General features: G+C 72.5%; 25 protein-coding genes. 11 read left to right on the top strand and 14 right to left on the bottom strand.

Going from position 1 to position 25,423, the window contains the following annotated elements; translation table 11 throughout:
* From Vau01_RS32370 to Vau01_RS32360, 3 genes are read right to left on the bottom strand one after another with little or no spacing between them, the layout of a single operon-like run.
* On the bottom strand, window positions 1–867 hold the full coding sequence (locus tag Vau01_RS32370) for a CHAD domain-containing protein (RefSeq protein ID WP_204000550.1): 867 nt from the start codon (window positions 865–867) through the stop codon (window positions 1–3).
* Window positions 868–886: 19 nt separating this feature from the next.
* Window positions 887–1,627 (bottom strand): S1 family peptidase, encoded by a 741-nt coding sequence (locus Vau01_RS32365; RefSeq protein ID WP_204000548.1) that lies wholly within the window; start codon window positions 1,625–1,627, stop codon window positions 887–889.
* Window positions 1,627–2,184, bottom strand: coding sequence for a snapalysin family zinc-dependent metalloprotease (locus Vau01_RS32360; protein ID WP_239152026.1), 558 nt, complete (start codon window positions 2,182–2,184; stop codon window positions 1,627–1,629). Before Vau01_RS32360 ends, Vau01_RS32365 begins: the two co-directional genes overlap by 1 nt.
* Before the next feature lie 209 nt (window positions 2,185–2,393).
* Between Vau01_RS32360 and Vau01_RS32355 the strand changes: the two genes are divergently transcribed.
* Entirely contained in the window at window positions 2,394–3,608 is a 1,215-nt protein-coding gene (locus Vau01_RS32355; protein ID WP_204000545.1) for an ArgE/DapE family deacylase, read from the top strand.
* Here Vau01_RS32355 and Vau01_RS32350 read toward each other — a convergent pair.
* Window positions 3,605–5,581 (bottom strand): putative bifunctional diguanylate cyclase/phosphodiesterase, encoded by a 1,977-nt coding sequence (locus Vau01_RS32350; protein ID WP_204000542.1) that lies wholly within the window; start codon window positions 5,579–5,581, stop codon window positions 3,605–3,607. The genes Vau01_RS32355 and Vau01_RS32350 overlap by 4 nt on opposite strands.
* A gap of 136 nt (window positions 5,582–5,717) precedes the next feature.
* Here Vau01_RS32350 and Vau01_RS32345 point away from each other — a divergent pair, with 136 nt between their 5' ends.
* Window positions 5,718–7,199, top strand: a complete 1,482-nt coding sequence (locus tag Vau01_RS32345) for a class I SAM-dependent methyltransferase (RefSeq protein ID WP_204000540.1) — start codon at window positions 5,718–5,720, stop codon at window positions 7,197–7,199.
* Here Vau01_RS32345 and Vau01_RS32340 read toward each other — a convergent pair.
* The 4 genes from Vau01_RS32340 to Vau01_RS32325 form a co-directional block, all read right to left on the bottom strand.
* On the bottom strand, window positions 7,196–7,651 hold the full coding sequence (locus Vau01_RS32340; protein WP_204000537.1) for an SCO6045 C-terminal-like domain-containing protein: 456 nt from the start codon (window positions 7,649–7,651) through the stop codon (window positions 7,196–7,198). The two genes, Vau01_RS32345 and Vau01_RS32340, sit on opposite strands and share 4 nt — an antisense overlap.
* Window positions 7,648–8,466 carry an MbnB/TglH/ChrH family RiPP precursor modification enzyme gene (locus Vau01_RS32335; RefSeq protein ID WP_373320337.1) on the bottom strand — a complete coding sequence of 273 codons (819 nt, stop codon included), beginning with the start codon at window positions 8,464–8,466 and terminating at the stop codon, window positions 7,648–7,650. Before Vau01_RS32335 ends, Vau01_RS32340 begins: the two co-directional genes overlap by 4 nt.
* A gap of 64 nt (window positions 8,467–8,530) precedes the next feature.
* Entirely contained in the window at window positions 8,531–9,382 is an 852-nt protein-coding gene (locus Vau01_RS32330; protein ID WP_204000531.1) for a TIGR04222 domain-containing membrane protein, read from the bottom strand.
* A gap of 31 nt (window positions 9,383–9,413) precedes the next feature.
* Entirely contained in the window at window positions 9,414–9,983 is a 570-nt protein-coding gene (locus tag Vau01_RS32325; RefSeq protein ID WP_204000528.1) for a TetR/AcrR family transcriptional regulator, read from the bottom strand.
* A gap of 152 nt (window positions 9,984–10,135) precedes the next feature.
* Between Vau01_RS32325 and Vau01_RS32320 the strand changes: the two genes are divergently transcribed.
* The 3 genes from Vau01_RS32320 to Vau01_RS32310 all read left to right on the top strand — a co-directional run bounded on the left by Vau01_RS32320 (window position 10,136) and on the right by Vau01_RS32310 (window position 14,760).
* Window positions 10,136–10,789 (top strand): HAD family hydrolase, encoded by a 654-nt coding sequence (locus Vau01_RS32320; protein ID WP_204000525.1) that lies wholly within the window; start codon window positions 10,136–10,138, stop codon window positions 10,787–10,789.
* Window positions 10,790–10,909: 120 nt separating this feature from the next.
* Complete coding sequence (locus Vau01_RS32315; protein WP_204000522.1) at window positions 10,910–11,836, top strand: serine protein kinase RIO; 927 nt, start codon at window positions 10,910–10,912, stop codon at window positions 11,834–11,836.
* A gap of 65 nt (window positions 11,837–11,901) precedes the next feature.
* Window positions 11,902–14,760, top strand: coding sequence for an Hsp70 family protein (locus Vau01_RS32310; RefSeq protein ID WP_204000519.1), 2,859 nt, complete (start codon window positions 11,902–11,904; stop codon window positions 14,758–14,760).
* A gap of 8 nt (window positions 14,761–14,768) precedes the next feature.
* Here the strand turns inward: Vau01_RS32310 and Vau01_RS32305 are convergent, their stop codons facing one another.
* The 3 genes from Vau01_RS32305 to Vau01_RS32295 all read right to left on the bottom strand — a co-directional run bounded on the left by Vau01_RS32305 (window position 14,769) and on the right by Vau01_RS32295 (window position 19,120).
* Window positions 14,769–17,255: an ABC transporter permease gene (locus Vau01_RS32305; RefSeq protein ID WP_239152025.1), complete on the bottom strand. Its 2,487-nt coding sequence runs from the start codon at window positions 17,253–17,255 to the stop codon at window positions 14,769–14,771.
* 81 nt (window positions 17,256–17,336) lie between these two features.
* Complete coding sequence (locus Vau01_RS32300) at window positions 17,337–18,002, bottom strand: response regulator (protein WP_204000516.1); 666 nt, start codon at window positions 18,000–18,002, stop codon at window positions 17,337–17,339.
* Complete coding sequence (locus Vau01_RS32295) at window positions 17,999–19,120, bottom strand: sensor histidine kinase (RefSeq protein WP_239152024.1); 1,122 nt, start codon at window positions 19,118–19,120, stop codon at window positions 17,999–18,001. The genes Vau01_RS32300 and Vau01_RS32295 overlap by 4 nt, the downstream gene beginning before the upstream one ends.
* Window positions 19,121–19,166: 46 nt before the next feature.
* Here Vau01_RS32295 and Vau01_RS32290 point away from each other — a divergent pair, with 46 nt between their 5' ends.
* On the top strand, window positions 19,167–19,523 hold the full coding sequence (locus tag Vau01_RS32290) for a BlaI/MecI/CopY family transcriptional regulator (RefSeq protein WP_204000515.1): 357 nt from the start codon (window positions 19,167–19,169) through the stop codon (window positions 19,521–19,523).
* On the opposite strand, the gene Vau01_RS32285 is transcribed toward Vau01_RS32290, so the two are convergent.
* Both Vau01_RS32285 and Vau01_RS32280 read right to left on the bottom strand, forming a co-directional pair.
* Window positions 19,500–20,222 (bottom strand): M56 family metallopeptidase, encoded by a 723-nt coding sequence (locus Vau01_RS32285; protein WP_204000514.1) that lies wholly within the window; start codon window positions 20,220–20,222, stop codon window positions 19,500–19,502. The genes Vau01_RS32290 and Vau01_RS32285 overlap by 24 nt on opposite strands.
* The gene (locus tag Vau01_RS32280) at window positions 20,219–20,566 is read right to left on the bottom strand and encodes a BlaI/MecI/CopY family transcriptional regulator (RefSeq protein ID WP_204000513.1); all 348 of its coding nucleotides are present in this window, start codon (window positions 20,564–20,566) and stop codon (window positions 20,219–20,221) included. Before Vau01_RS32280 ends, Vau01_RS32285 begins: the two co-directional genes overlap by 4 nt.
* Before the next feature lie 50 nt (window positions 20,567–20,616).
* Here Vau01_RS32280 and Vau01_RS32275 point away from each other — a divergent pair, with 50 nt between their 5' ends.
* From Vau01_RS32275 to Vau01_RS32255, 5 genes are read left to right on the top strand one after another with little or no spacing between them, the layout of a single operon-like run.
* The gene (locus tag Vau01_RS32275) at window positions 20,617–21,900 is read left to right on the top strand and encodes a cytochrome ubiquinol oxidase subunit I (RefSeq protein ID WP_204000511.1); all 1,284 of its coding nucleotides are present in this window, start codon (window positions 20,617–20,619) and stop codon (window positions 21,898–21,900) included.
* On the top strand, window positions 21,897–22,835 hold the full coding sequence (locus Vau01_RS32270; protein WP_204000509.1) for a cytochrome d ubiquinol oxidase subunit II: 939 nt from the start codon (window positions 21,897–21,899) through the stop codon (window positions 22,833–22,835). Before Vau01_RS32275 ends, Vau01_RS32270 begins: the two co-directional genes overlap by 4 nt.
* Before the next feature lie 12 nt (window positions 22,836–22,847).
* Window positions 22,848–23,258: a tRNA (N6-threonylcarbamoyladenosine(37)-N6)-methyltransferase TrmO gene (tsaA, locus tag Vau01_RS32265; protein ID WP_204000506.1), complete on the top strand. Its 411-nt coding sequence runs from the start codon at window positions 22,848–22,850 to the stop codon at window positions 23,256–23,258.
* Window positions 23,258–24,037, top strand: a complete 780-nt coding sequence (locus Vau01_RS32260; RefSeq protein ID WP_204000503.1) for a class I SAM-dependent methyltransferase — start codon at window positions 23,258–23,260, stop codon at window positions 24,035–24,037. The genes tsaA and Vau01_RS32260 overlap by 1 nt, the downstream gene beginning before the upstream one ends.
* Complete coding sequence (locus Vau01_RS32255) at window positions 24,034–24,843, top strand: phosphotransferase (protein ID WP_204000500.1); 810 nt, start codon at window positions 24,034–24,036, stop codon at window positions 24,841–24,843. Before Vau01_RS32260 ends, Vau01_RS32255 begins: the two co-directional genes overlap by 4 nt.
* On the opposite strand, the gene Vau01_RS32250 is transcribed toward Vau01_RS32255, so the two are convergent.
* Window positions 24,840–25,394, bottom strand: coding sequence for a CGNR zinc finger domain-containing protein (locus tag Vau01_RS32250; RefSeq protein ID WP_204000498.1), 555 nt, complete (start codon window positions 25,392–25,394; stop codon window positions 24,840–24,842). The genes Vau01_RS32255 and Vau01_RS32250 overlap by 4 nt on opposite strands.
* Window positions 25,395–25,423: the final 29 nt, after the last annotated feature.

The following is a 25,423-nucleotide window of genomic DNA, read 5'->3' as shown; positions in this document are numbered from 1 at the left end:
CTAGTTCAGCCAGCCGCGGCCCTTGCCGGCGCGCTTGCGCACCCGCGTAACCCGGGCCCGGCTGCGCTCGGCGGCCCGCTGCTGGCGCGCCGCCAGCAGCCCGTAGGTGAACGTGTTCTCGCCGGCCGCGTACGCGCGCATCGCCTCGCGGCGCAGCAGGGCCATCGTCACCGTGGCGTCCTGGTGGTCGCCCAGCACGTCCTGCAGTTCGCCGAGGTTCTTGCGCAAGCGTTGCGCGGGCTTGCCGTAGGCCGGACGGAGCACCTCGACCGCGTACCGCGCCCGCTTGTACGCCTTGCGCGCGTCGTGCAGTTCGTCGTCGCGGCGGGCCCGGGACAGCCGCTTGTCGGCGCGGCGCAGGTCCTTGCGGGCCGCCTTCCGGAGCCGGTTCCGGCTCAGGTAGGGGCCGGCCGCCACGAGGTCGTCGAGCGTGCCGAGCAGGGTGCGGTAGCGGGGGGAGTCCAGCGCCGCCCGCAGCCGGGTGAGGGCACGGGCGTGGTCGCCGGTCAACCGCAACCGGCTCCGGACCGGGCCCACCACCAGTTCGGGTGGCTGGGTATCGAGTTCGGCGCCGAGGCGGGCCGCCATCACGTCGCGGTCGCGCACGCCGCCCAGCTCGTTCGCGAGCCACTTGAGCTCGTCCCGGACCGGCTGCCAGCGCCGGAGCACGGGCCGGAACGTCCGCAGCGCCGACCGCAGTCGACGGGTCGCCACGCGCATGTCGTGCACCGCGTCCGCGTCACCGGAGCGGGCGCCCGCCTCGGTGGCGCGTACCGCGTCCCGTTGCTCCTGGAGATAGCCGGACAGCAGGGACGGGCGGCGCGCCGGCTCCCGGGGGAGCCGGCGCGCTGTCGATGCGAACCTCATTTCTGACCCGTACCCCGAACTACGCGGGCAAACCCCCGACCGTGCTGTTGATCCAGGTGCGGATCGCCGGCAGGTCGCCGTAGATCGACGGCCCGGTGGCGCAGGTCGAGTTGTTGTTGCCGGCGCGGCTGGTGGCACCGATCAGGTTCCAGCGGCCGTTGATCTGGCGCACCTGCGGGCCACCCGAGTCGCCGTAGCAGGCGCCCGAGTTGCCGTTGGTGTTGTTGGTGCAGATCTCGGTCGAGGAGTAGATGCCCGAGCAGCGGCTGTCGGCGAGGATCGACGTGTCGAGTTCGTTGGCGATCGTCGGTGCGCTGCCGCACCCGCGCGGGGCGCAGGTCTGGCCCCAGCCGATGATGCGGGTGGCTGTGCCGACCGCTCCCGAGGTCGTCGGGATCGGCGCCGGTGCGTACGAGACGTTCGACGCGAGCCGCATCAGCTTGACGTCGGATCCGGCCGACGGGTGGCTGACGGCCTGGACGACCGACACGACCACGCCGCCGCTGGTGCGGTTGATGCTGCCGACGCGCACGCTCGACGGCGTCGGGCAGTGCCGGGCCGTGACGACCCAGTTCGCCTTGATCAGCGAACCGGTGCAGCCGGACGTGTAGACGAGGAACGAGTAGTTCTCCGTGGCCGGCCGGCCACCGACGACGAGGATGCTCGGGCCGTCGTTGCCGGGCTGCGCCGCTGCCGGCGTCGCCGTGAAACCGACGGCCGCGAGCGCGGTGACCGCCAGGAGAAGGATCAGTCTTCTCATCAGAACTCCCAGGTGAAGGTGGCGGCGGTGGCGGTGCTCACGAGCGAGCCGGCGAACAGGGCGTTGACCTCCCGCGCCTCGGCCGCGTTCGGCCGGTCGTTCCGGCAGGTCGCGGGTGCGCTGCTGCCCGACATCAGGTCGGTGCACAGCCCGGTGCGCCGGTCGGGCAGGCCGAGGATGTGGCCGAACTCGTGTGCGGCGATCCGGGGCGGGTAGTGGCCCTGCTGCACGGCCTGGCGGCCCATCCAGATGCGGCCGTTGCCGAGCGAGGTGACCTGGGCGCGCGGCCAGCCGTTGTCGGCGACGACGGTGATGTTGGCGCGACCACCGGCCGGAACCGGGCGCAACTGGACGTTCGTGACGCTGGCGTTCCAGTTGGCCGCGCCCTGGTTGACCGCGGAGACGAACTCGGCGGCGCCGCTCGCGTTGTAGTACAGGATGCGGGCGGCGAGTTGGGGTTCGGCCTGAGCGGCCGGTGCACCGGCCAGTTGAGTGGCGAGGAATGCGGCCGCTGCCAGGGTTCCTGCCGACAGCCAACGGCGTCTTCGTGACGTCAAGGACCACCTCCGGGGGTGTGGGAGTGATGCCCGTAACGCTATCGAGACAGAGAGATACGTCAATCTCTAGGCGAGATACCAGCTTGCCCCTATCGCTGCGTTAGGGTGCGGCCGTGAGCGAGCTTGCGAGCGAACCATCAGCTCGGCGGGACATGGCGCCGCGCTCCGCGCGGCGGCATGCCCGCACGATGCCGCGCTAGCGTGGCATCGTGATCAACACGTTCGAGGATGAACAGGTCCGTACGCTGGTCGAACTCGTGCGGGTGCCGAGCGTCGACGGCACGGAGGCCGAGGTCGCGATCGTCGACACGCTCGCCGGAATGCTGCGCGCCGAGGGCGTCGAGATCGACCGCTGGCCGATCCCCGTCGCGGAATTCGCCGCACGAACCGACTTTCCGGGCATGGAGGTCCCCCGGTCCGCCGCGCTCGGGCTCGTTGCGCGGCTGCCGGGCCGCGGCGGCGGTCGCTCTTTAATGATCAACGGCCATGTGGACGTCGTTCCGCCCGGCGATCTCGCCGCCTGGACCGACGACCCGTTCTCCGGGCGGCTCGTCGACGGCCAGGTCTTCGGGCGCGGCACCTGCGACATGAAGGGCGGGTTGGTGTCGGCGCTCTACGCGCTGCTGGCGCTGCACCGCTCCGGTGTGGAACTGGCCGGAGACGTGCTGTTCTCCGCCGTCGTCGGCGAGGAGGACGGCGGGCTCGGCACCTACGCGATGCTCGACCGCGGCTGGCGGGCCGACGCGTGCGTGATCACCGAACCCACCGGGCTCGACCTGCTCGTCGCCAACGGCGGCGCGCTGACGTTCCGGCTGCGGGTGCCGGGCCGGGCCACCCACGCGTCGACGCGCACGGCCGGCGTGAGCGCGATCGAGAAGTTCTACCCGGTCTTCCGGGCCCTGCGGGCGTTCGAGGCGGTTCGGAACGCATCGGTCGACCCGGTGATGGCGCGCTGGGACATCGCGTACCCGCTGGAGATCGGCACGGTGCGGGCCGGTGACTGGTCGTCGAGCGTGCCCGACCTCCTCGTCGCCGAGGGCCGCTTCGGGGTGCTGCTCGACGAGCCGGTCGCGGTCGCGAAGGCCGCCTTCGAAGACGCGGTGGCCGCCGCCTGCGCGGAGGACCCGTGGCTGAGCGGGCACCCGGTGACCGTCGAGTGGTGGGGCGGGCAGTTCGCGTCCGGCCGGTGTGTCGACGACGGGTTCGTCGCGCGGGTGGCCCGGGCCGACGGGCGGTCGCCGGTCTCCGGAGGCGCGCCGTACGGGTCGGACCTGAGGCTGATGTCCGCCGCGGGCGTGCCGACGCTGCAGTACGGGCCGGGCGAGGCCCGCTTCGCGCACGCGCCCGACGAGCGGGTGCCGCTGGAGCAGGTGCACCGGTGCACGGAGACGCTCGTGCGCCTGGCCCAGGACTGGTGCGCTTAGGGCGTGTCCGGTTTCTGGTCGCGGATCGCCGCCAGCATCTCGGGGATCCGGATCTTCATCGTCGCGCCGGGTTCGGTGCGGTGCCGGGCCAGCAGGTCGTCGAGCTTGCCCGGCCGGCCCAGGTAGTAGCCCTGGCCCTTGGTGACGCCGAGATCGCGCAGCGCGTCGACCAGCGGCGCCCGGTCGACGTACTCGGCCACCGTCGTCATGCCCAGCCCGCTCGCCGCCCGCACCACGGCGTCGACCAGCACCCGGTCGACGCTGCGGATGTCGGCCTGCCGCACGAACTCGCCGGCGATCTTCACCGTGGTGAACGGCAGGTGCTTGAGGTAGGCGAACGAGCCGAAGCCGGCGCCGAAGTCGTCGAGGCTGAACCGGCAGCCGGCACCGGTGAGCGCCGCCGCCAACCGGCGGGCCGCGTCGAGGTTGCTGATCGCCGCCGTCTCGGTGATCTCCACACCCAGCCGCTGCGGGTCGATGCCGGCCCGCGACAGCGACGACACCACCCAGTCGCCGAACGTCGGATCGTCGATCGACCGGGTGCTGAGGTTGACGTCGAGCCGCAGCTCGCGGGCCTGCGCCAGCGCGCTGATCGCCTCGCTGACCACCCACCGGTCGAGTTCGCGCACCAGGTCGCCGCGTTCCAGCGCGGGCAGGATGTCGGCCGGGCCGACGTGCGGGTACAGCCCGTCGCGCAGCCGCACGAGCAGTTCGTAGCTGGCCGTCTGCCCGTCGGCGAGCGTGACGATCGGCTGCGCGTCGAGCTTCAGGTGGCCGGTGTCGAGCGCCGACCGCACCCGGCTCAGGATGTTCACCCGCTGCACCGCGTGCCGGTACTGCTCCGGCGCGAACAGCCGGGCCCGGTTGCGGCCGGCGTTCTTCGCCTCGTACAGGGCCAGGTCGGCGTGGGCGAGCAGCACCTCGCAGTCGGCCTCGCCGTCGAGCGGCGCGGCGCCGATGCTCACCGAGATCCGCAACGCCTCCTCGCCGAGCACCATCGGGGTGTCGCCGGCGGTGTGGCACAGTTTCTCGGCGATGTCGAGCGCGGTGCCGGCGTCGCAGTCGGGGAGCAGCGCGGCGAACTCGTCGCCACCGAGGCGGCCGAGCACCGCACCCTCGGGCAGGTGCTGGCGCAACCGCCGGGCCAGCGACCGCATCACCTCGTCGCCGACGGCGTGCCCGCGCAGGTCGTTGATGTCCTTGAAGTTGTCGACGTCGACCAGCAGCAGCGCGCCGCCACCGGCCGGCGCGGCGAGCACCGCGTCGAGCCGGGCGGTGAACGAGCGGCGGTTCACCAGCCCGGTGAGCGCGTCGTGGTCGGCGAGGTAGGCCAGTTCGTCCTGCACCCGTCGGATCTCGGTGATGTCGTGCGCCGTGCCGAGCACCCGGGCCGGCGTGCCGTCGGCGTCGGTGAACACCTCGCCGTAGCACTCGAACGTGCGCAGCGTCACGCCGTCGGCCAGGTACATCCGCAGCGTGTAGTTGAACTGGCCGCCGGCGTCGAGCGCCTGGCGCAGCGTCGCCTCGACCGCCGGCAGGTCCTCCGGCAACACCATCGCCCGGAACCCGTCGAAGTCCAGTTCGGTGCCGGCCGGGAAGCCGAACGTCTGCATCAGCGCCACGGACCACTGGATCTGGGTGGTCTCGAGGTCCCATTCCCAGGTGCCGATCTTGGCGATCCGCTCGACGTGGGCCAGCCGCCAGGCGTGGTTGTTGGCGGCCGTCCTGGCCTCGTGCAGGTCGCTCGCGTCGGTGATCTCGTAGAGCAGCCGGTCGCCCACCGGCGTGCAGGCGATCCGCAACTGGCGCTCGATGCCGTCGGCGTCGACGAACGGCGCCTGCACCGGCGGACCTCCGACGGTGACGCCGGCCAACGGCAAGGTGGGTAGGGCCGACCCGGCCAGTTCGCGGAGCGCGCGGTTGAACCACACCGGATCACCGGCCGATGTGGTGAGCAACAGACCTGCCGACACGGCATCGACCACGGCTTCTGGCATCGAACCGGACAAGGCTCCCACCACACCCCCCATCGATGCCCTCGACCGAACGCAGAGTGTATCGACCGACGCCGCACCGCAGTGACCCCGGCCTCTTTGGTAGGAATGCGAGGTGGAGATCCTCTTCCCGGGCCGGCATCACGTGCTCACCCGGTTCCAGGCGCGCTACCTGCGCGACCTCGGCGGCGACACGATCATCTGGCCGGTGACGAGCGCCAATCACCAGAACACCAAGCGCAACCCGGTGCCGTTCGACCGGCGGGAGGCCGCCATCGAGCGGTTCAGCATCGCGGAGGGCCTGCGCTCCCTGGTGATTCCGGTGTTCGACACCGCGCCGACCGACCGGTTCGCCGAGGTGACCCTGAAGACGGTGGAAGCGGCGACGGGACGCCGGCCGGACCCGGCGGGATGCGTCGTGGCGTGCTCCACCCCCGAGGTGGCGGCGATGTACGCCGAACTCGGGTTCCGCATCGCGCCCGTGGAGGCCGGCGAGCCCGATCCGCAGCCGGAACGCCCGTGGGACGTCCTGCTGATGCTGGCCGACGGCGACGAGCGCTGGCGCGACCTCGCCCATCCGGCGACCCTCGACGTCTTCGACCGGTACGGCCTCGACACGCTTGTCAGCACTGTTGTCAACGATCCTGTCGTCGGTGACGAGGGCGGCCTCACGACGACCCGCGACTACCGCGTCTACGCCGAGGCGTTCGAGGAGAGCGCGGCCCGCAAGTGGACGGCCGTGCGCGACCACGTGCGGCCGGGCCGGATCGTCGACATCGGCTGCGGCGCCGGCGCCGTGCTCGCCCTCGCCGACGGCGAACCCGCGCTGCGGGAGAGCGACCTGATCGGCGTCGAGGTCGCCCGTCACCTCTACGAGGAGTGCGTGCACCGCAAGGCGCAGGGCGGGTTCCGCAACCCGAACGTCTACTTCTACTGCCGCAACGTGTTGGGCGGCGCGGTGTTTCCGGCCCGCTCGATCGACACCACGCTGACGTTCGCGCTCACCCACGAGATCTGGTCGTACGGCTCGGGTCGCGCGTCCATCCGGCGGTTCGCCGAGGCGATCTTCGAGCACACCGTGCCCGGTGGCGTCTGGATCAACTCCGACGTCTGCGGCCCCGACGATCCCGGCCGCACGGTCCGCCTGACGCTGCGCACCGACGACGGCCTCAATCCGGCGGAACCGCGCAAAGACCTTGAAGAGCTTCAACGTGACGCGGTGAGCGCGTACGTTTCGGGCCTCTCGACGCGGGCCCGGCTCGACCAGTTCGCGGTCGACTTCAAGTTCCCGCTCCCATATACGGCGCTCGATGGTGGTGCGGTCGACATGCCGCTGGGTGCGGCGATGGACTACCTGACCCGCAAGGACTACGCCGACAACTGGCTGTCGGAGGCGCACGAGCAGTTCTGCGGCCTCTCCTACGCCGACTGGGTCGCGCTGCTCACCGACGTCGGTTTCGAGGTGGCGCCCGCGTCGCACGCCTGGCGCAACGACTGGATCGTCGACAACCGCATCGCGCCGGTCGCGTCCCTCGACGGTTTGGACTGGCCGGTGACGCACGCGCTCCTGGTGGCGCGCCGCCCGGTCAACACCTAGGCCGTCAGGATCCGGGTCTTCGCCCGGCCGACCCACCGCCTGGCGAACGCCGGCAGCCGGCGGGGCCGCGGCGGCCGGTCGCCGGTGTAGCGCCAGTGGCCCTCGCGCGTGGCGAGTTCGGCGAGCGCCGCCGCGCGGGCCGGACCTGGCGGGATGCCGCCGGTGACGGCGAGGTAGCGGGCGAAATCGAAGCCGTCGCACAGGGATCCGCGCGGCGGGCGGTCCGCGGCCCACTCGCGGAACGTGTCCCTCCATTGTGGACCGAGTGCGGCGGCCAGCCGCGGCCACGCGTTCGCCACCTCGCCGGCGCGCTTGTTCAGCAACGACGATCTGGCGACGGCGAACAGCCGCGGGTCGAATCCGGCCGGCACCGGCGCACCGGCGACGAGCGCCTCCGTCAGGTCGGCCAGCTGCTCGCCCAGCCGCTCCCGGGCGGCGTCGACGTCGCTCATGAGGTGATCCGCTCATAGCCCGACGCGTCGGCGATCGCGTCGAGTTCGCCGGAGAGTTCGGCGGCGGGCGGGTAGTGGCCGTCGCGCTCCAGGATCAGGGCCGGCGGCCGGTGCCGCCTGCACAGTTCGCCGACGAGGTCGAGCACCTCGGGCGGCGTCGCGTCGGTGTGCGTGTCGTGGTAGATCCCGTCGTGCTCCTCGCCCCCGGCGACGTGCACGTACGCGACGCGCTCCAGCGGTATCCCGTCGAGCAGCGCGGTCGGCTCCTCGCCGCGGTTCACCGCGTTGGCGTAGACGTTGGCGATGTCGAGCAGCAGCAGGGCGCCGGTGCGGTCGAGGATCTCGGTGAGGAACTCCGCCTCGGTGAGCTCCGGATCGGGCCAGTCGAACAGGGCCGCGATGGGTTCCAGCGCGATCGGCACCGGCAGGTCGGCCTGCACCCGCTTGACGTTGTCGACCATCACGTTCACCGAGTCGCGGGTGCGGGGAAGCGGCGTGAGGTGACCGACCTCCAGGCCGCCGGCCCGGCAGAAGCTGATGTGCTCGCTCACCCACGGCGAGCCGAGCGCCTCGGCGCACTCGGCCATGTGCCGGACCCGCTTCGGGTCCACCGGCTCCGCGCCACCGAGCGACAACTTGACGCCGTGCGGAATCACCGTGACGCCCCTCGCGCGGAGCGCGACCAGGGCCGGGTCCACCGCCGCCGGCCGCACCGACTCGGCGATGACCTCCGTGAAGCGCAGACCCGGCAGGCCCGCCACGTAACCCGCGATCTCGGGCCGCCAGCCGATCCCCACCCCGTACCGAGCGTCCATGGGTCTCATAGTGCGTCGCACCGGCAACGGGAGCGTGGATCCGGCCGCTTTCTGAACCGAACCTTCAGCCGGCGTTGACCGACGCACAGCCGACGACGAACCTGTCGTCCGGATCGTCGTCCTCCTCCGGTTCGACATCCGACCGGAACGAGAGCACGGCCAGGCCCGGGTCGACGGATTGCAGTGCCCCGAGCCCGAACAGGCCGACGGCGGTCGCCGCGGCCGCCGGTCCGTAGGTGGTCAGCGCCGGCTTCCTCCGCGGGTGAAGGTCGTCGTGCCGCTTCCTGGCCCGGTCGACCGCCCGCGCCGCCGGCAGCGGCACCGTGTCCGGCCGGACGAGCCCCGCCAGCCCGAGGATGATCGCGATGCCGGCCATGAGGTACATGGGCACGTCGGTGTACCACCGGAACGGCGCGATCAGCGCCCAGCCCAGGCCCGCGAGGCCGTAGCCGATCACCGGAAGGCCGACGACGACGAAGTGCCGTGGCGGCATGTCGACCTTGTACCAGGCGTCGCCGAGCCCGTCGCGCAGTTCGGCCAGTGCCGCCTGTACGCCCGGCTCGGCGCGGAGCTCCGCGACGGGAACCCGGTCGGCCGCGGCGATGAGCACCGCCGTCGACAGGTCGGTCGCCTCGGGCAGCGGCTCGCCGGTCGGCACGAGCGCGACGGCCGCCGGGTCGTACCGCACCGCGCCGGCGACGCGGAGCCGGGCCACCGCCGCCTCGACGGCGCGGGTCTCGCCGTTCGCCAGGAGGCCGAGCTGCTCGCCCGTGAGGAGATCGGGGTCGGCCCAGTCACGCTCCGGCGGCGGCCAGGCCGCGACCCGCCGGTCGCTGAGATCCGCGACCCAGGCGACGACAGCGATGCCGATCAGGGGGAACAGGACGAGGACGACGAGATCGAGGGTGACACCCATGACTCATTCTCGTTCATCGGCGTCAATGGCACTACCGGCGGACGGCGCCTTCCACGAGGTCGAGCACGCTCCCGAGGTCCTTGGCGGGGCGGCCCATCGCGAGGTGCAGCACCAGCCCGTCGTAGGCGAGTTCGAGGAACTGGGCCAGCGCGGTGACCGGCACGTCGGCGCGCAGCACGCCGGCGTCGCGCTGGCGGCTGAGCCGGTCGCGGGTGGCGGTCGCGATGGCCTCGGCGCGGGCCGCCCACCGGTTCGCGAACGCGGGGTCGGTGCGCAGCCGGCGCGATACCTCGAGCTGGGTGCCGAGCCAGCCGGCCTGGTCGGGCTCCTCGGCGTGGGCCAACAGGTCGCGCATCACCTGTACCAGGCCGTTCTCGGCCACCGTGGCGACCATCGTGGCCGCGTCGTCCTCGGCGACGGCCAGGAAAAGCGACTCCTTGTCCCGGAAGTGGTGGAAGATCGCACCGCGGGACAGACCGGTCTCCTCTTCGAGCCGGCGCACCGTGGCACCCTCGTATCCGTGCCGCGCGAAGCATGCCCGGGCGCCGGCGAGGATCTGCCGGCGCCGGGCATCGAGCTGGTTCTGGCTGACCCGGGGCACGGGTCGATTATGCAAGACGTACGTACGGCTTGCATCGCCGGGCCCGAAAGGTTGTGAATCCAGACGCATGGATCGTTGCCAGCAGATTTCAAGATTCATTTCTGGGTCAAGGGGACTGTCGCGGATCGGATAGTCTGCCGTAATCTCCCGGCGTGCCCCTGTTGTTCCTCAGCCTGGACAACACCCTGCTCGATCGGGCAGGGGCGTTTCAGGCTTGGGGAAGGGACTTTCTCGCCGAAATCGGAGTCCCCGCCCACGAGGTCGACTGGCTCGACTCGGTCGACGCCGACGGCCTCACGTCGGCCTGGGACCTTGCCGACGCGATCCGCGCCCGCTACCGGCTGCGTCGCCGGCCGATCGACCTCGTCGAGGAGATCCGCGAGGGGTTGCTCGCCCACCTGCGGCTCGATCCGCTGGTGGCATTCGCGCTGCGGATCGCCGTCGACGCCGGCTGGACGCCGGTGGTGGTGACCAACGGCGAGAGCCGGGTGCAGACCGACAAGATGGTGCGCACCGGACTGGCGCACCGGGTGGCGGCGTACGTCGTCTCGGAGGACGTCGGCGTCCGGAAGCCCAACCCGCGCATCTTCGCGATCGCGGCCGACAAGGTCGGCATGCGGCTGGCCGGCGCGTGGCTGATCGGCGACAGCCCCGAGGTCGACATCGGCGGCGCGAACGCGCTGGGCATCCCGTCGGCGTGGGTCCGGCGCGGGCGGACCTGGCCCGACGACCGGTTCGCGCCCACGATGCAGTGCGACGGCCTGATCGAGGCCGTGGCCGCGGTGCTCGCCACGAAAACCGGTTGACCCGGCCTACGGGCCCGGGGAAAGTGCACTACGACCCGATCGAGGGAGAAGGAGGTTCGAAATGGCGCCTGTCAAGGGCTTCGCCCTGCCTCCGTTTCCTTCAATCGAGGAGTTCCTCCGTTGCGAGAGCACGACCTCGGCGGTGGGCGGTCGAACCGTCGCCGCCGCTTTGACGATGACGAACCGCGTTACCTGAAGCGCCGCCGGCCCGGGGCTCAAGCCCAGGTCGCGGTCGAGAATCCCGACGACGGGCCACCCACCGGCGACCGGTGGTCCACGTTCACCGACTCCGGCACCCTGCACGGCCCGCAACCGTGGCCCGAGTGGGTGGTCACCGACGACGGTGGCATCGACACCGAACTCGGCCTGCTGAAAACGGGCAAGGAAGCCGACGTCTTCCTCATCGAGCGGTCCGGCCCCACCAGCGGCCGGAGCGTGCTGATGGCGGCGAAACGGTACCGGTCGTCGGAACACCGCATGTTCCACCGCGACGCCGGTTACCTCGAAGGGCGCCGCGAGCGGGAGTCCCGGCTGAACCGGGCCACCGGCAAACGCACCTCGTTCGGCCGCGAGGTGATCGCCGGGCAGTGGGCCGGTGCGGAGTTCGCCGCGCTCGGCCGACTGTGGCAGATCGGCGCGGAGTACGGCGGCGTCCGGGTGCCGTACCCGGTGCAGCTCGTCGGCACCGAACTGCTGCTCGAGTTCGTCGGTTCGCCCGACGGCGAGGCCGCTCCACGGCTGGTGCAGACCCGTCCCTCCATGGCGGAGCTGCGATCGTTGTGGGGCCAGCTGGTCGAGGCGCTCACCGTGCTGGCCCGGATGGGCCTCGCGCATGGCGACCTCAGCCCGTACAACGTGCTGGTGCACGAGGGTCAGCTGGTGCTGATCGACCTTCCCCAGGTGGTCGACGTGGTCATCAACCCGCAGGGTGCGCAGTTCCTGGCGCGCGACGTCACGGTGATGGCCAAATGGTTCGCCGCCCGCGGCCTCGAACACGATCCGTCGCCTCTCGTCGACGATCTGTTGCGGGACGCCGGGGTCGGGTAACGGCGTTCCATGTCGCGAGCATCGTTGCCGTACCATCGCCGGGGTCCATCGAGGGGAGGTCGGGCGTGTCGCAGCTCCGTCTTGCGATCGACCTGGGCACCTCACACACCGTGGCGGTGGTACGGCGCGAGTCCGAACCCCGGCCGCTGCTGTTCGACGGTTCACCCGTGCTGCCCTCGGCCGTCTTCTCCGAGCCACCCCGGCTGCACGTGGGTCGAGACGCCGAACGGATGGCTCTGATCGATCCGAGTCGCTTCGAGCCGCATCCGAAGCGCCGGGTCGACGAGGGCAGCGTGCTGCTGGGCAGCGTCGAGGTCACCGTCGTCGACATGTTCGTGGCGCTGCTGCGGCGGGTCATCGCCGAGGCCAACCAGACCGGCGTGCAGATCGGCGACGGCGTGGTGCTCACCTGCCCGGCCGACTGGGGTGCCGCCCGCCGCAACGTCCTCATGCAGGCGGCCAACGTCGCTGGCCTCGGCCGGGTGCAACTGGTCGACGAGCCGGTCGCGGCGGCCACCTACTGCATGGAGGTCATGAGCCAGCAGGTGCCGATCGGCGGCGCGGTGCTGGTGTTCGACTTCGGCGGCGGCACGCTCGACTCGTCCGTCCTCCGGCGCGAGCCGGGCGGCCTGCGGGTCCTGTCCGTCGGTGGCCTCGACGACCTCGGTGGCGTCGACATCGACGCGGCGCTCGTCGGCCACCTCGGCCAGTTGATCCAGATGCAGAGCCCGCGGGTGTGGCAGCGGATCAGCAGCCCCGGTCCGCAGAGCGAGCAGCGCGAGCGCAAGCAGTTCTGGGACGACGTGCGCGCGGCGAAGGAAATGCTGTCCCGCACGACGTCGGCGCCGGTGCACGTCCCTGGTACCGACAGCGCGCTGCACCTCACCCGCGAGGAACTCGAACGGGTCGCCGGACCCCTGATCGACCGGGCCGTCGACGAGACGCGGCGGGTGCTGCGCGCGTCCGGCCTGGAACCGCACCACCTCTCCGGGCTGTTCCTGGTCGGCGGGTCCAGCCGGATCCCGCTGGTGGCGAGCCGCCTGCACGCCCGGTTCGGGCTGGCGCCGGTGGTGCCGGAGCAGCCCGAACTGCCCGTCGCCTACGGCGGGTTCATCGCCGGTGGTGGCCGGAACGGTGCTCCCACGGGTCCCACCGCACCGCCGCAACCTTCGCGCGCGCCGCACGCCCCGCCGCCGTCGAACCCGCCGCCCACGCACCACACGCAACAGGTCGGCGGGTTCGCGTCCGGTCCGGTCAGCTCGTACGCGCCGTCGAGCGGCGGGCCGGCCGTCCCGGTCAGCAGCGGGCCGGCGTTCCCGGTCTCGGGCACGATGGCGCCGGTACCGCCGCAGCAGTTCACGCCGCCACCACAGATGACGCCGCAGATGCCGCCGCCGATGAGCCCGACGATGGGTCCGCACCGGCCGCCGCGGCGGCGATCGGGCGGCCTGCGGTACGTCATCATGGGCGTGGTCGCGGTTGTCGTGCTGTTGTGCGGCTCGGGCGCGTTCTGGGCGTACACGTCGATCCGCGGCGCGTTCGACGACGCGACCGACGGGGGCTCCGGCGTCGCCGACGACGGAAAGTTCGGCGCCGGCGGAAGCTACAAGCAGACCGGCACGGTGACGCTGGGCGGCGGCGGGACGCTCACCACGGCGGTCGCCAACGGCGTCGGGTACTACGCCGCGGTCAACGAGGGCAAGCTCGACATCGCCGCGCTGACCGCCGACGGCACCGAGAAGTGGAAGAAGTCCTACCCGGTCGAGCCCACCGACGTCCGCATCACGGCCACCGGCAGCGTGCTCCACATCGACTGCGAGAAGGCGGCCACCCACGGCGGCAAGAACGTGCGCCTGGTGGTCGACGCCGCAACCGGCGCGGAGAAGATGCTGCGCCCGTACGACGACGAGCGGGTGACGCACTTCGTCGGCAACGACGCGTTCATCGAGCTCAACACGGGCTCGCCCAACGGTCGCATGCAGCGGATCGACCTGACCACCGGCCAGGCCAAGTGGAACGAGGTCGTCCAGCCGGCCCGGCCGGGCATCTTCGACCTGCTGGCCGTGCCGATGGGCGTCTACGCCGCCGACGGTCCCACCGCCCAGCAGGGCACGTTCGGGCCGGTGCCGGGCCTGCTGAGCCGGGCACCCACGGCGGCCGACTGGCACCAGTCGGTGGCCGCCGACCCGGCCACGTTCGTCGGGCTCGACGCGACCAAGGCCATCGCCACCGTCTACGACGCGAACACCGGCAAGGCGCGCGGTTCCGGCTCGGTTCCGCTCGACGGCGAGAGCTTCACCGCGTACCAGGGCGTGCTGATCGGCCAGCTCAACGACAAGACGTCACCCGGTCGCGTCGTGATGGCGGCCTACGGCCTCGACAACTTCGCCAAGCGGTGGGAAGTTCCGCTGCCGGCCGGCGCGCGGGTCGAGATGGTGCGCCCGTGCGGGCCGCAGCAGATGTGCGTCCTCTACAACGCCAACAGCACGTACACGCTGTTCGCCATGGACCTGAAGAGCAACAAGGAAGCCTGGAAGTCCACCTTCTCCACCGGCGACAAGCCCGACTGGTACCTGATGAAGGACGGCCTGGTCCTGGGTGACTGGCAGTTCGGCAACATCGGCAAGCCCGCCCTGTACGACCCGGCAACCGGCACGAAGAAGCACGCCCTCGACTCGGGAATCACCAGCGTCACCGCCCTGGCCGCCGACGGCCGGTGGCTGCTCGTCCGCACGTCGCGGTACCTGGGCGGCAGCAAGGGATCGGTGAACACGGTGGCGGCGGTCGACATCGGCACCGGCAAGATGACCACCGGCGTCGACATCGGTTCCTCGTCCGAGCAGATCGAGAACGGCTCCGTCGCCCAGAACATGACCGCGGTCGTCACCAAGAGCCGTCAGCTCGTCCTCGGCCAGGCCCCGTAGCACCCGCATCAGGCGGTCAGGGACGTCACGACGGGTTGGCGCAGGGCGCGCCGGGCCGGGAGGATCGAGGCCGGCACCGCGGCGGCCGCGGCGCCCAGCAGAATCAGGGCCAGGTGGTTCCAGGGCAGCACCAGGTGGAAGCTGGCCGTGCCGGCGTTCGAGGCGCTCAGGGCGCCCATCGCGCTCGCTATCACGCCGATTCCCATTGCCACGCCCAGTATCGCGCCGGCCAGTGCCACCAGCATGGCCTCGATGGCCAGCAGCCACCGCAGTTGGCGGGTGGTCAGGCCCAGGGCGCGCAGGAGGGCGTGTTCGCGGGTGCGCTCCACCACCGAGAGCGTCAACGTGTTGGCCACGCCGATCAGGGAGATGAGCACCGCCAGCGCGAGCAGGGCGGTCACGAAGCCCAGCGCCTGGTCGATGCCGCGCGACTGCGCCTCCTTGAACGAGGCCCGGTCCTGGAGGTCGACCGCGGGATAGTCGGCGAGCACGCGGTCGATCGCGGAGCGGGCGGCGTCGGTGGAGACGCCGGTGGCGGGCTCCAGCTCGGCGAGGTCGCTGCGTACGTTCGGGTAGAACGCGGTGAAGTCGCCCTCGGTGAGGAAGATCTCAGCGCGTCCCGGAGATTTTGCCAGGACCGCGACGACCCGCAACTCGCGGCCGTCCACGGTGACCGCACCGCCCGGCCGCGCGCCCGGAATGTTGCGGACGACCGCGCCGCCCGCCGCCAGCGCGCGGATGTCGCCCGACGCGGGCCGCTGCGCGCGGGCCAGCAGCGCGGGATCGGCGGCGGTGACGTCGGCGTCCAGCGCCTCGTCGTGGTGGAAGAAGTGCAGCGCGACCGTGCCCAGCCCGGGTTCGGCCCGGAGCCGGCCGATCAGCTCCGGCGGCAGGTCGCCACCGAACGACGTGATGAGGAACGCGGCGCCGTAGCGGGCGTCGATCGCCCGCGCCGCACCCTCGCGGACGCTGCGGGCGCCGACCGCGAACGCCGACACGAGACCGATCCCGATCACCAAAGCCATCGCCGTCGACGCGACGCGCCGCGGGTTCCGACCGGCATCGGCAACGGCGAGGCCGACCAACCGCGCCATGCGGGCGAGCGGCCGCGCGGCGCCGGCTGGCCGCTGCGCGGCGCGGCGGCCCCGAGGCCGCCGGCCGGCCAGCGCGGCGAGCGGCCAGGCGGCCGCGCGGATCACGGCCGGTACCAGGACCGGGCCGAACAGCACCAGGCCGAGGAACGTCACCGCGCCGCCGGCGACCACCACCAGGATGCTCGCGCGCAACGCCAGGACCAGGACACCGGCGGCGAGCACCGCCGCACCGAGGAACAGCCGGCCGCGGCGCGCGCCCTGGCCCGGGTGCAGGGCCGCGTCCGACAGCGCCTGCACCGGCGCGACCCGCGACGCCCGCCACGCCGGCATGACCGCGGCGCCGACCGTCACCGCCGTGCCGGTGAGCACCGGGACCAACGCCGACACGAGCGACAGCCGGGGACCCGTGGCCGGCCCGCCGGTCAACGCACCGTAGACGGCGCCGATCGCCGCCGCGATCCCGAATCCCAGCAGCACACCGGCGACCGAGGCGAGCACGCCGACCGCCGAGGACTCGGCGAGAGAAGCCGCGAACAACTGGCGGCGGGAGGCGCCGAGCATCCGCAGCATCGCGCTCTCGCGGCTGCGCTGGGCGAGCACGATCGTGAACGTGTTCGCGATGACGAACGCGGCCACGAGCACCGACACCAGCGCGAACGCCAGCATCCCGGCCTGGAACTGGCGCAGGTCGCCGAGGGCGACGTCGAGGTTCGCGTCGACCAGTTGCCGGTGGGTGCGCACCGTTCCGCCGGTGACCGCCTTGACCCGCGGCACCAGGTCGGTGGCGCCCGAAGTAGCCGCCACCACGAGCCGGTCGGAACCGGGTTCGTCGGTGAGCGGCCGGACGTCGGCGAGCGTCAACCCCACCACGGCCGTGCCGACGTCCACCGCCGACCCTTCGATGTCGACGACGCCGACGACCCGGAACGGCACGGCGGCGGACCGGCCGCCGACCCGGATCTCGTCGCCCACCCGGATGCGGCGCTCCCGCGCGGTCTCCGCGTCGAGCACGGCCTCGCCGGTTGTCTCCGGCAGGCGTCCCGACGTGACGTCGTAGGAGCGCAGCGCCGGGTCGCGGGGGACCGTGACCGCGAAGTGCGTCCCGGAGATCTTCCGGCCGTCCGGGCCGACGAGCCCGACCCCGGCGGCGGTTCTCAGAATTTCCGCGGCGCGCACGCCGTCGAGGGCGCGCACCCGCGCGACCGTCGCGTCGTCGAGAGCGTCGATCGAGGAGACGTCGACGTCGACCCCGCGGTCGAGGCGGCCGACCCAGTCGGCGAGGCCGGCGGTGAGTCCGTCGGAGAACAGGAGCGTTCCCGCGACGAACGCGACACCGAGGACGACCGCCGTGGCCGACAGCAGCAACCGGGACAGGTTCTGGCGCATCATTGGTCTCCACACGCCAACCGACGCTATGAAAGCGGAGAGCAGAGAGCGTCAGCCGCGATGCTGGACCGCCGCGTACCCCTCAGGTCGCACGCCTCAGCCCTGAGGAGGAGAGCCCGGCTTCACCAGACCCGACTCGTACGCCAGCACCACCGCCTGCACCCGGTCGCGCAGCCCCAGCTTCGCCAGGATCCGGCCGACGTGCGTCTTCACCGTCGCCTCGCTCACCACCAGTCGCGCGGCGATTTCCGCGTTCGACAGCCCCTGCGCCACGTGCAACAGGACCTCGTGCTCGCGTTCGGTCAGCCCGTCCACCGAGGCCGACGGCGCCGACAGGAGCGCGCCCGCGAACCGGTCCAGCAGGCGCCGCGTGATGCGCGGCGCCACCACCGCGTCGCCCGTCGCGATGACGTGGATCGCCGCGACCAGTTCCTCCGGCGGCACGTTCTTCAGCAGGAACCCGCTGGCGCCGGCCTGCAACGCGGCGAACGCGTCGGCCTCGGTGTCGAACGTGGTGAGCACCAGCACCCGGGGCGTCGGGCCGGCCGCGCAGATCTCGCGCGTCGCCGCCACCCCGTCGAGCACCGGCATGCGGACGTCCATGACCACGACGTCCGCGTCAACCGTGCGCAACAGGCGCAGCGCCTCGGCGCCGTCGCCGGCCTCGCCGACCACGGTGATGCCGCCGGAGAACTCCAGCACCATCCGGAATCCGGCCCGCACCAGGGCCTGGTCGTCGACAAGAACGACACGAACACTCACCTGGCCTCCACCGGGATCGAAGCGGTGACCCGCCAGCCGCCGGCCGGATCCGGGCCGGCCGTGATGGTGCCACCGTAGAGGGCCACCCGTTCGCGCATGCCGATGAGACCGTGTCCGCCGGCATTCACGGGCCCACCTTCGCCGTCGTCCCGGAAATCGATCTCGACCCCGACGGGCGAATAGGCGAGGCGCAGGGCCGCCGACGCGCCCGGTCCCGCATGTTTCAACGCGTTGGTCACCGATTCCTGCACGATCCGGAACGCGGCCAGTTCGACGCCCGCCGGGAGCGCGGCGGGGTCGCCCGAGACGTCCGCGCGGACGCTGAGGCCCGCGGCCCGGGCGCGGTCCAACGTCGTGGTGACGCTGGTGCGCGCGTCCTCCGCGCCATCGGTCGATTTGAGGACGGTGACCAGGTGACGCATCTCGACCAGCGCGCCGCGGCCGGTGTCGCTGACCGTCCGCAACGCCTCGCGGGCCCGGTCGGGCGCCCTGTCGAGGGCGAGGGTGGCCCCGTCGGCGTGGACGATCATCACCGACAGCGAGTGGGCGACCATGTCGTGCAGTTCGCGGGCGATGCGGGCGCGCTCCTCCGCCACGGCGATCCGGGCCAGGTGGTCGCGCTCCCGCTCGGCGGTGGCGGCGCGGTCCTCGAGGCTGTCGACGTACAGCCGGCGGGTGCGCATCGACCAGCCGAGCAACCACACCACGACCACCGAGAGCGCGATGACGAGGGCGAGGTACCAGCCGCCGTCGGGCAGTTTCAACGGCGCGAGGGCCGAGCCGATCAGGCAGACGGCGCCGGCGCCGACGGCATGCACCGGCCGGTCGGCGTACTTGACCACGCTGTACATCGCGACGAGCACCGCGATGTCGTGCGGCACCAGCGTGTACATGTCGCCGGGCAGCAGCAACTGTCCGGCCGCGAGGCCCGCGACCACGCCGAACACGGCGACCGGCCAGCGCCGCCGCCAGACGAGCGCGACCGCCATCAGCCACCCATGTATGACGATGCCGGGGCCGAGCATGACGATGCTCGTCGCCGCGAGCCCGATCGCGGCCGCGGTGGTCAGATCGAACAGCAGCGACTGGCGACGCTGATCAAGCTGGGCGAACGGCACAGGTCGAGCCTATGTCTACTACGCTTTGTAGGATGCGGGAGGTGCGGTGAAGCAGCTCGGAGACCTGGAACGGGCGGTCATGGACGTGGTCTGGTCGGCGGTCACCCCGATCAGCGTCCGCGACGTGCTCACCCGTCTCGATGACCGCCGCCCCGCCTACACCACCGTGATGACGGTGCTCGACCGGTTGGCCCGCAAGGGCGTGGTGACGCGGGAGCTGGACGGCAAGGCGTGGCTGTACACGGCCGCGCTGAGCCGCGAGGAGTTCATCGCCCGGCTCATGCTCGGCGTCCTCGACCAGGCCGGCAGCCGCGACGCGGCCCTGGTCCACTTCGCGCGGTCGGTGAGCGCCGACGAGGCGAGGGCGCTGCGGGCGGCGCTAGGTGAGGCGGGCCAGCCGTAGCGGCACGTCGGTCGTCGACACTCCGCCCGGCTCCTGCGCCAGCGCCACCGTGTGCAGCGCGTCGGCCAGCGGCGCGGTGCCGACCCGTGCCCGTGCGGTGTCGTCGGCCAGCGCCTCGACCAGCAGCGCCACCGACGCCCGCGCCGTGCGGGCGGCCGGGAGGAACGGCAGGGCCGCCTGCCAGGCCGCGAACGGCAGGAGCACCAGGTGGTGCCGCTGCCGCAGGTGTGCCCGCTCGTGCGCCACCACCGCGTCGAGGGCGGCGGGTGCCAGCCGGGCGAGCACCGCCGAGGTCAGCACCAGCCGCGGCCGGCGTCCGGGCAGGCAGTACGCCACCGGCGCCGCCGAAATCACGAGGCGGCCGCCCGGCAGCGCCGGCAGCGGCGTCCCGACAAGATCTAGAAGATCGCGGTGACTGCGACGCCGCGCCAGCGTGCGGACCGTGACCCAGGCGGACACCGCGAGCAGGTACCCGGCGAGCAGCACGCCGGCGCCCAGCGCCACGAGCGCGAACGGGCCCTCGCCGGCGCCGACGGTGAGCGCGGCACCGACGGCGGCGAGCCCGGTACACGCGCCGATCGCCTGCCAGGCGAGCAGCGCCGGCACCGGGTGGCGGAGCGCGGTGCGGCTGCGGGCCAGGAGGTACGGCACCGGCCCGGCGAGGACCAGCGCCGTGAAAAGCAACCCGAGAGCGATCATCCCAGCCCCTCCAGTGCCCGCCGCAGTGCCGCCGCCTCTTCCGGGCTGGCGTGGCTGACGAACCGGGCCAGCGCGGCATCGGTGTCGGCGGCGGTGCCCAGGGCCTCGCGCATGAGTTCGGCCACGTGGTCTTCGCGTGACGCGGCGGCGCGGTAGGTGTGCGCGCGGCCCGTCTTGTCGCGGACGACGACGCCCTTGCGTTCCAGCCGGGACAGCACCGTGAGCACGGTGGTGATGGCGTGATCGGCGCCCACCGCGTCGCCGATCGCCTTGGCCGGTAACGGCTCCGATGCGGCCCAGAGCACATTCATGACGGCCCGTTCCAGCTCACCCAGTCGTGCCACGCCATGTACTCTACGACACGTAGAAGTTCTACAGCTCGTAGAAGGTGATCATGGACAACCTCACCGCGGCCCGCGAGCAGATGGCGTTCTCGCTCGGCTTCCACATCATTTTCGCGGTCTTCGGGATGGGCCTGCCGTGGCTGCTGCTGTTCCTGGAGTACCGGTGGATGCGCACCGGCGACCGCATCTGGTACGTGCTGGCCCGCCGCTGGTGCAAGGCGTTCGCCGTGGTGTTCGCGGTCGGCGCGGTGAGCGGCACCGTGCTGTCGTTCGAGTTCGGCCTGCTGTGGCCCACGTTCATGGAGCGCTACGGCGGCGTGTTCGGGCTGGCGTTCACGCTGGAGGCGTTCGCGTTCTTCCTGGAGGCGGTGTTCCTCGGCCTGTATCTCTACGGGTGGGACCGGCTGTCGCCGCGGGCGCACTGGTGGACGGGCGTGCCGGTGGCCCTGTCGGGCATGGCGTCGGCGCTGTTCGTCACCACCGCGAACGCCTGGATGAACACGCCCGTCGGGTTCGTCGAGGTGAACGGGGTGGTGACGTCGGCCGAGCCGATCGCGCCGCTGATCGCGCCGGCCGCGCCGCACCAGGTGGTGCACATGCTGCTGGCGGCGTTGCTGTGCACGGGTTTCGGCGTCGCATCGGTGTACGCGGTCGCGATGCTGCGCGCGCCGGCCAAGCGACGTGATCCCTATCACCGGCGCGGGCTCGCCGTCGGGCTGGTGCTGGGCGCGGTGGTCGCGCCGGTTCAGGTCGTGGTCGGTGACTGGGCGGTGCGCGCGGTCGCCGAGCAGCAACCGGTGAAGTTGGCGGCGATGGAGACGCTCCAGACGACGGGGCCGAACGCGCCGCTCACCGTCGGGCCGGTCGAACTGCCCGGTGTGCTGTCGTGGCTGCTGCACGGCCGCACCGACGCCGTGGTCACCGGTCTCGACGTCGTCCCGCCGGACGACCGGCCGCCGGTCGGCATCACCCACTACTCGTTCGACCTCATGGTGGGGATCGGGTTCGGGCTGCTCGCGTTGGCGGCGTGGGCGTTGTGGCTCTTCTACCGGCGCCGGGCCGGCTTCTTCGACGGGACCTGGTTCCTCCGCGCCATCGCGGCCGGCGGTCCGGCGTCGGTGGTGGCGCTGATCGCGGGGTGGATCGTCACCGAGGTCGGCCGGCAGCCGTGGATCGTCCACATGCGACTGAGAACCGCCGACGCCGTTTCGGACCAGCCCGGCCTGTACTGGTACTTCTACGGAACCCTGCTCGTCTACGCGATCCTGGCGACGTCTCTGATCACCATCCTCCGCCGCCTGGCGGCGGCTCCCATCGACAAGGTCTCCGCATGACCGCCGCCGACGGGATTCTCGTCATCATCGGTGCGGGCGTCGTGGCGTACACCGTGCTCGGCGGGGCCGACTTCGGCGGCGGCGTCTGGGACCTGCTGGCGAAGGACAAGCGGCAGCGCGACCTCATCGCGTCGACGATGGGTCCGGTGTGGGAGGCCAACCACGTGTGGCTGGTGTTCGTCCTCATCGGGCTGTTCAGCGGGTTCCCGGTCGCGTTCGGTCAGCTGGCCCGGATGCTCACCGTGCCGTTGGCGATCGCGCTGCTCGGCATCGTCATGCGCGGGGCGGCGTTCGTGTTCCGCCAGTACGGGGAGCCGTCGGAAATGACGACAAGCTGGGGACGCGTCTTCGCGATGGCGTCGGTGCTGGCGCCCGCGAGCCTCGGCTACTGCGCCGGCAGCCTCGCGATCGGCCGGGTCGGCGGCTGGTTCCCCGTCGCGAGCGCCGGCCTCGCGCTCGCCTGCTGCGCGTACCTCGCCGCTGTGTTCCTGTGCCGCGAGGCGGTCGTCCGGGCCGAACCCCGCCTCGCCGCCGACTTCCGCCGCCGCGCCCTCGCCAGCGCGATCGTCACCGGGGTCCTGGCCGTCGGCGCGCTCCCGGTCCTCGCCCACGACGCCCCGGACCTCGCGGCCGACCTGATCGCACCGCCCCTCGGGGTCTCGGTGGTCGCGGGCATCGGGACGATCGTGGCGCTGCTGCGGCACCGCTACCGCACCGCGCGGGTGTTCGCCGCGACGGCCGTCGCCGCCGTGGTGGCGGGCTGGGGGCTGGCGCAGTACCCGGTGCTCGTCCCGCCCGACCTGACCCTCACCGAGGCGGCCGCGCCGGCGCAGACCCTGCCGGTGACGCTCGGCGTCCTGATCGGCGGCTTCGCCGTCACCCTTCCGGCCGTCGCATTCCTGTTCCGCGTCTTCGGCCATCCCGAGCCGGACTGACATGATCTGGGCGTGACCGAGTTCCACGTGCGGGCGGTCGGGCGGGTCGAGTCGCCGCTGACCGATCCCGCCACCGCGCCGAAGCAGGGCGACGAGGGCGCGCCCGAATCCACGATCGTGTTCGAACCCGAGGTGGCCGAGGCCCTCGCCGATCTCCGGCCCGGCACCGACGTCATCGTGCTCACCTGGCTCGACCGGGCCGACCGCGACGTGCTCGCCGTGCATCCGCGCGGCGACGGGAGCCGACCGCTCACCGGGGTGTTCAGCACCCGGTCTCCACATCGCCCGAACCCGATCGGCCTGCACCGGGTGACGATCGCCGCCGTCGACGGCCTCCGCGTCCGGGTCCGCGACCTGGAGGCGCTCGACGGCACGCCGGTGCTCGACGTCAAGCCCGTGCTCGGCGACCCGGCCGACCGGTGATGTACGACGTGTGGTCGGCCGGCGAGCCGTACGAGCGGTACGTGGGCCGGTGGAGCCGCAAGATCGCGGAGACGTTCGTGACGTGGCTGGGGTGCCCGCCCGGGCTGCGGTGGCTCGACGCCGGGTGCGGCACGGGCGCCTTGACGTCCGCCGTGCGCGCGTCGGCGGCGCCGGCCGAACTGACCGGCGTCGACCCGTCGGAGGGTTTCCTGCGCAGCGCCCGGCAGCGGGTCGAAGACGTCCAGTTCGTCGTCGGCGACGCGCAGGACCTGCCGTTCACCGACCACCGGTTCGACGTCGTCGTCAGCGGGCTGGCGCTCAACTTCGTCCCCGATCCGCCCCGCGCGGCGGCCGAGTTCGCCCGCGTCACCGTGCCCGGCGGAAGCGTCGCGGCCTACGTGTGGGACTACGCCGAGGGCATGGAGATGATGCGGCTCTTCTGGGACGCCGCCGCCGACACCGACCCGGCCGGCGCCGAACTCGACGAGGGCAGCCGCTTCCCGATCTGCCGCCCCGACCCGCTGCGCGACCTCTGGACGAACGCCGGCCTGACCGACGTCGACGTCCGTCCGATCGACATCCCCACCCACTTCCGCGACGCCGACGACTACTGGGACCCGTTCATGGGCGGCCAGGGCGCCGCGCCGGGCTACCTGGCGGCGCTGCCGGTCGACCGCCAGGCGGCCCTCCGCGAGAACCTGCTGGCCCGCCTCCCGCGCGAGCCCGACGGCTCGATCCGGTTGACCGCCCGCGCCTGGGCCGTGCGCGGCACGCCATGACCGAGGAGGAGATTCCGCTCCCGCGCGGCGACGTCACCGAGGGCGTCGTGCGGGTCGGCGATACCGTGCGCCGGCCGCACCAGCCGCAGAGCGACGCGGTCGCCGGTTACCTGCGACACCTGGACCGGGTCGGGTTCGACGCCAGCCCCCGCTACCTCGGCCGCGACGACCGCGGCCGCGACGTCCTCACCTACCTCGAGGGCGACTGCGCCGGCGATCCGCCGGAGCCGTGGGCGGCCGACGACGACCTGCTGGCCAGCGTCGCGGTGCTGGTCCGCCGGCTGCATGCGGCGTCCGCGGGATACGTGCCGCCGGCCGACGCCGTCTGGCGGCGGGCACTCGTGACGCTCGACCCGCCGATCGAGGACCCCGAGCCGGAGCTGGTCTCGCACTGCGACGTCACCCCGCAGAACGTCGTGGTGCGCGAAGGCCGCGCGGTCGGCGTCATCGATTTCGACCTGGCCGGGCCGACCACCCGCCTGATCGACGCGTACAACACCGCCATGCACTGGGTGCCGTTGCGCCCGGCGGCCGACGTCTGGCCGACCTGGCGGGGCGTCGACCGGTTCGCCCGGCTGCGCCGCTTCGCCGACGCCTACGGCCTCACCGCCGACGAGCGCGCCGCCGTTCCCGACCTGGGAATCACCCGGGCCGACGGGACCTGGCACCGGATGAAGGCGTCGGCCGAGCAACTGGGCGGCGGCTGGGCCCGGATGTGGGCCGAGGGCGTCGGCGACGCGATCCGGCGCCGCCAGCGGTGGCTGGCCGACGAGAAGGCGAACCTGCTCGCCGCGCTGCTGTCCTAGCGGTTGCGCGCGTAGTGGCGGCGGGCCCGCTCCCGGTTCCCGCAGTCGGCCGAGCTGCACCAGCGCCGCGTGTGGCTGCGGCTCGTGTCGAGGAAGAACCACCCGCAGCCCGCGTCGGCACAGCGTCCCAGAGTCTTCAACCGCGCACCGTCCGACAGCAGGTCCTCCGCCGACACCGCCAACCGCCGGGCAACGTCGGCCGGCGCGAGCTCCCACCGGAGCGGAAGCTCCGGGCGGGGTCGGGCGTGGCGGCGCGCGTCGACGGTCGCGCGCCACATCGCGTCAAGATCTTTTTGTGACGGGCGTGAGCGCGCGACCACCGACACCAGCAACCGGTGCACCACCTCCCGCAGCCGCCGGACGGCCGGGAGATCGTCGTCGTCCGCGCGCCATTCCGGCCCGACCAGGTCGGCCGCGCGCAGCCACCGCCGCAGCTCTTCGGGCCCGGCGATCCGGTCGACGGTGCGGGCCGGGTCGAGCCGCCAGGAGACCGTGTTCACGAGGTCGACGGCGAGGTGGCCACCCACCAGTTCCGGCGTCCACGGCTCCACGATGTGGCCTCTCTAACGGTCATAAGACT

This window comes from Virgisporangium aurantiacum (genome assembly GCF_016863635.1).
Lineage (GTDB): Bacteria > Actinomycetota > Actinomycetes > Mycobacteriales > Micromonosporaceae > Virgisporangium > Virgisporangium aurantiacum.
This window is presented reverse-complemented; position numbering and strand designations above follow the sequence as displayed.

What these genes read in the sequence shown, in the direction of transcription:
- Vau01_RS32260 (WP_204000503.1), top strand. Translation starts at nt 23,258, where the DNA reads ATGTACGACGTGTGGTCGGCCGGCGAGCCGTACGAGCGGTACGTGGGC.
- Vau01_RS32330 (WP_204000531.1), bottom strand. Translation starts at nt 9,382, where the DNA reads ATGGGTGTCACCCTCGATCTCGTCGTCCTCGTCCTGTTCCCCCTGATC.
- Vau01_RS32370 (WP_204000550.1), bottom strand. Translation starts at nt 867, where the DNA reads ATGAGGTTCGCATCGACAGCGCGCCGGCTCCCCCGGGAGCCGGCGCGC.
- Vau01_RS32275 (WP_204000511.1), top strand. Translation starts at nt 20,617, where the DNA reads ATGGACAACCTCACCGCGGCCCGCGAGCAGATGGCGTTCTCGCTCGGC.
- Vau01_RS32285 (WP_204000514.1), bottom strand. Translation starts at nt 20,222, where the DNA reads ATGATCGCTCTCGGGTTGCTTTTCACGGCGCTGGTCCTCGCCGGGCCG.
- Vau01_RS32255 (WP_204000500.1), top strand. Translation starts at nt 24,034, where the DNA reads ATGACCGAGGAGGAGATTCCGCTCCCGCGCGGCGACGTCACCGAGGGC.
- Vau01_RS32335 (WP_373320337.1), bottom strand. Translation starts at nt 8,466, where the DNA reads ATGGACGCTCGGTACGGGGTGGGGATCGGCTGGCGGCCCGAGATCGCG.
- Vau01_RS32340 (WP_204000537.1), bottom strand. Translation starts at nt 7,651, where the DNA reads ATGAGCGACGTCGACGCCGCCCGGGAGCGGCTGGGCGAGCAGCTGGCC.
- Vau01_RS32270 (WP_204000509.1), top strand. Translation starts at nt 21,897, where the DNA reads ATGACCGCCGCCGACGGGATTCTCGTCATCATCGGTGCGGGCGTCGTG.
- Vau01_RS32365 (WP_204000548.1), bottom strand. Translation starts at nt 1,627, where the DNA reads ATGAGAAGACTGATCCTTCTCCTGGCGGTCACCGCGCTCGCGGCCGTC.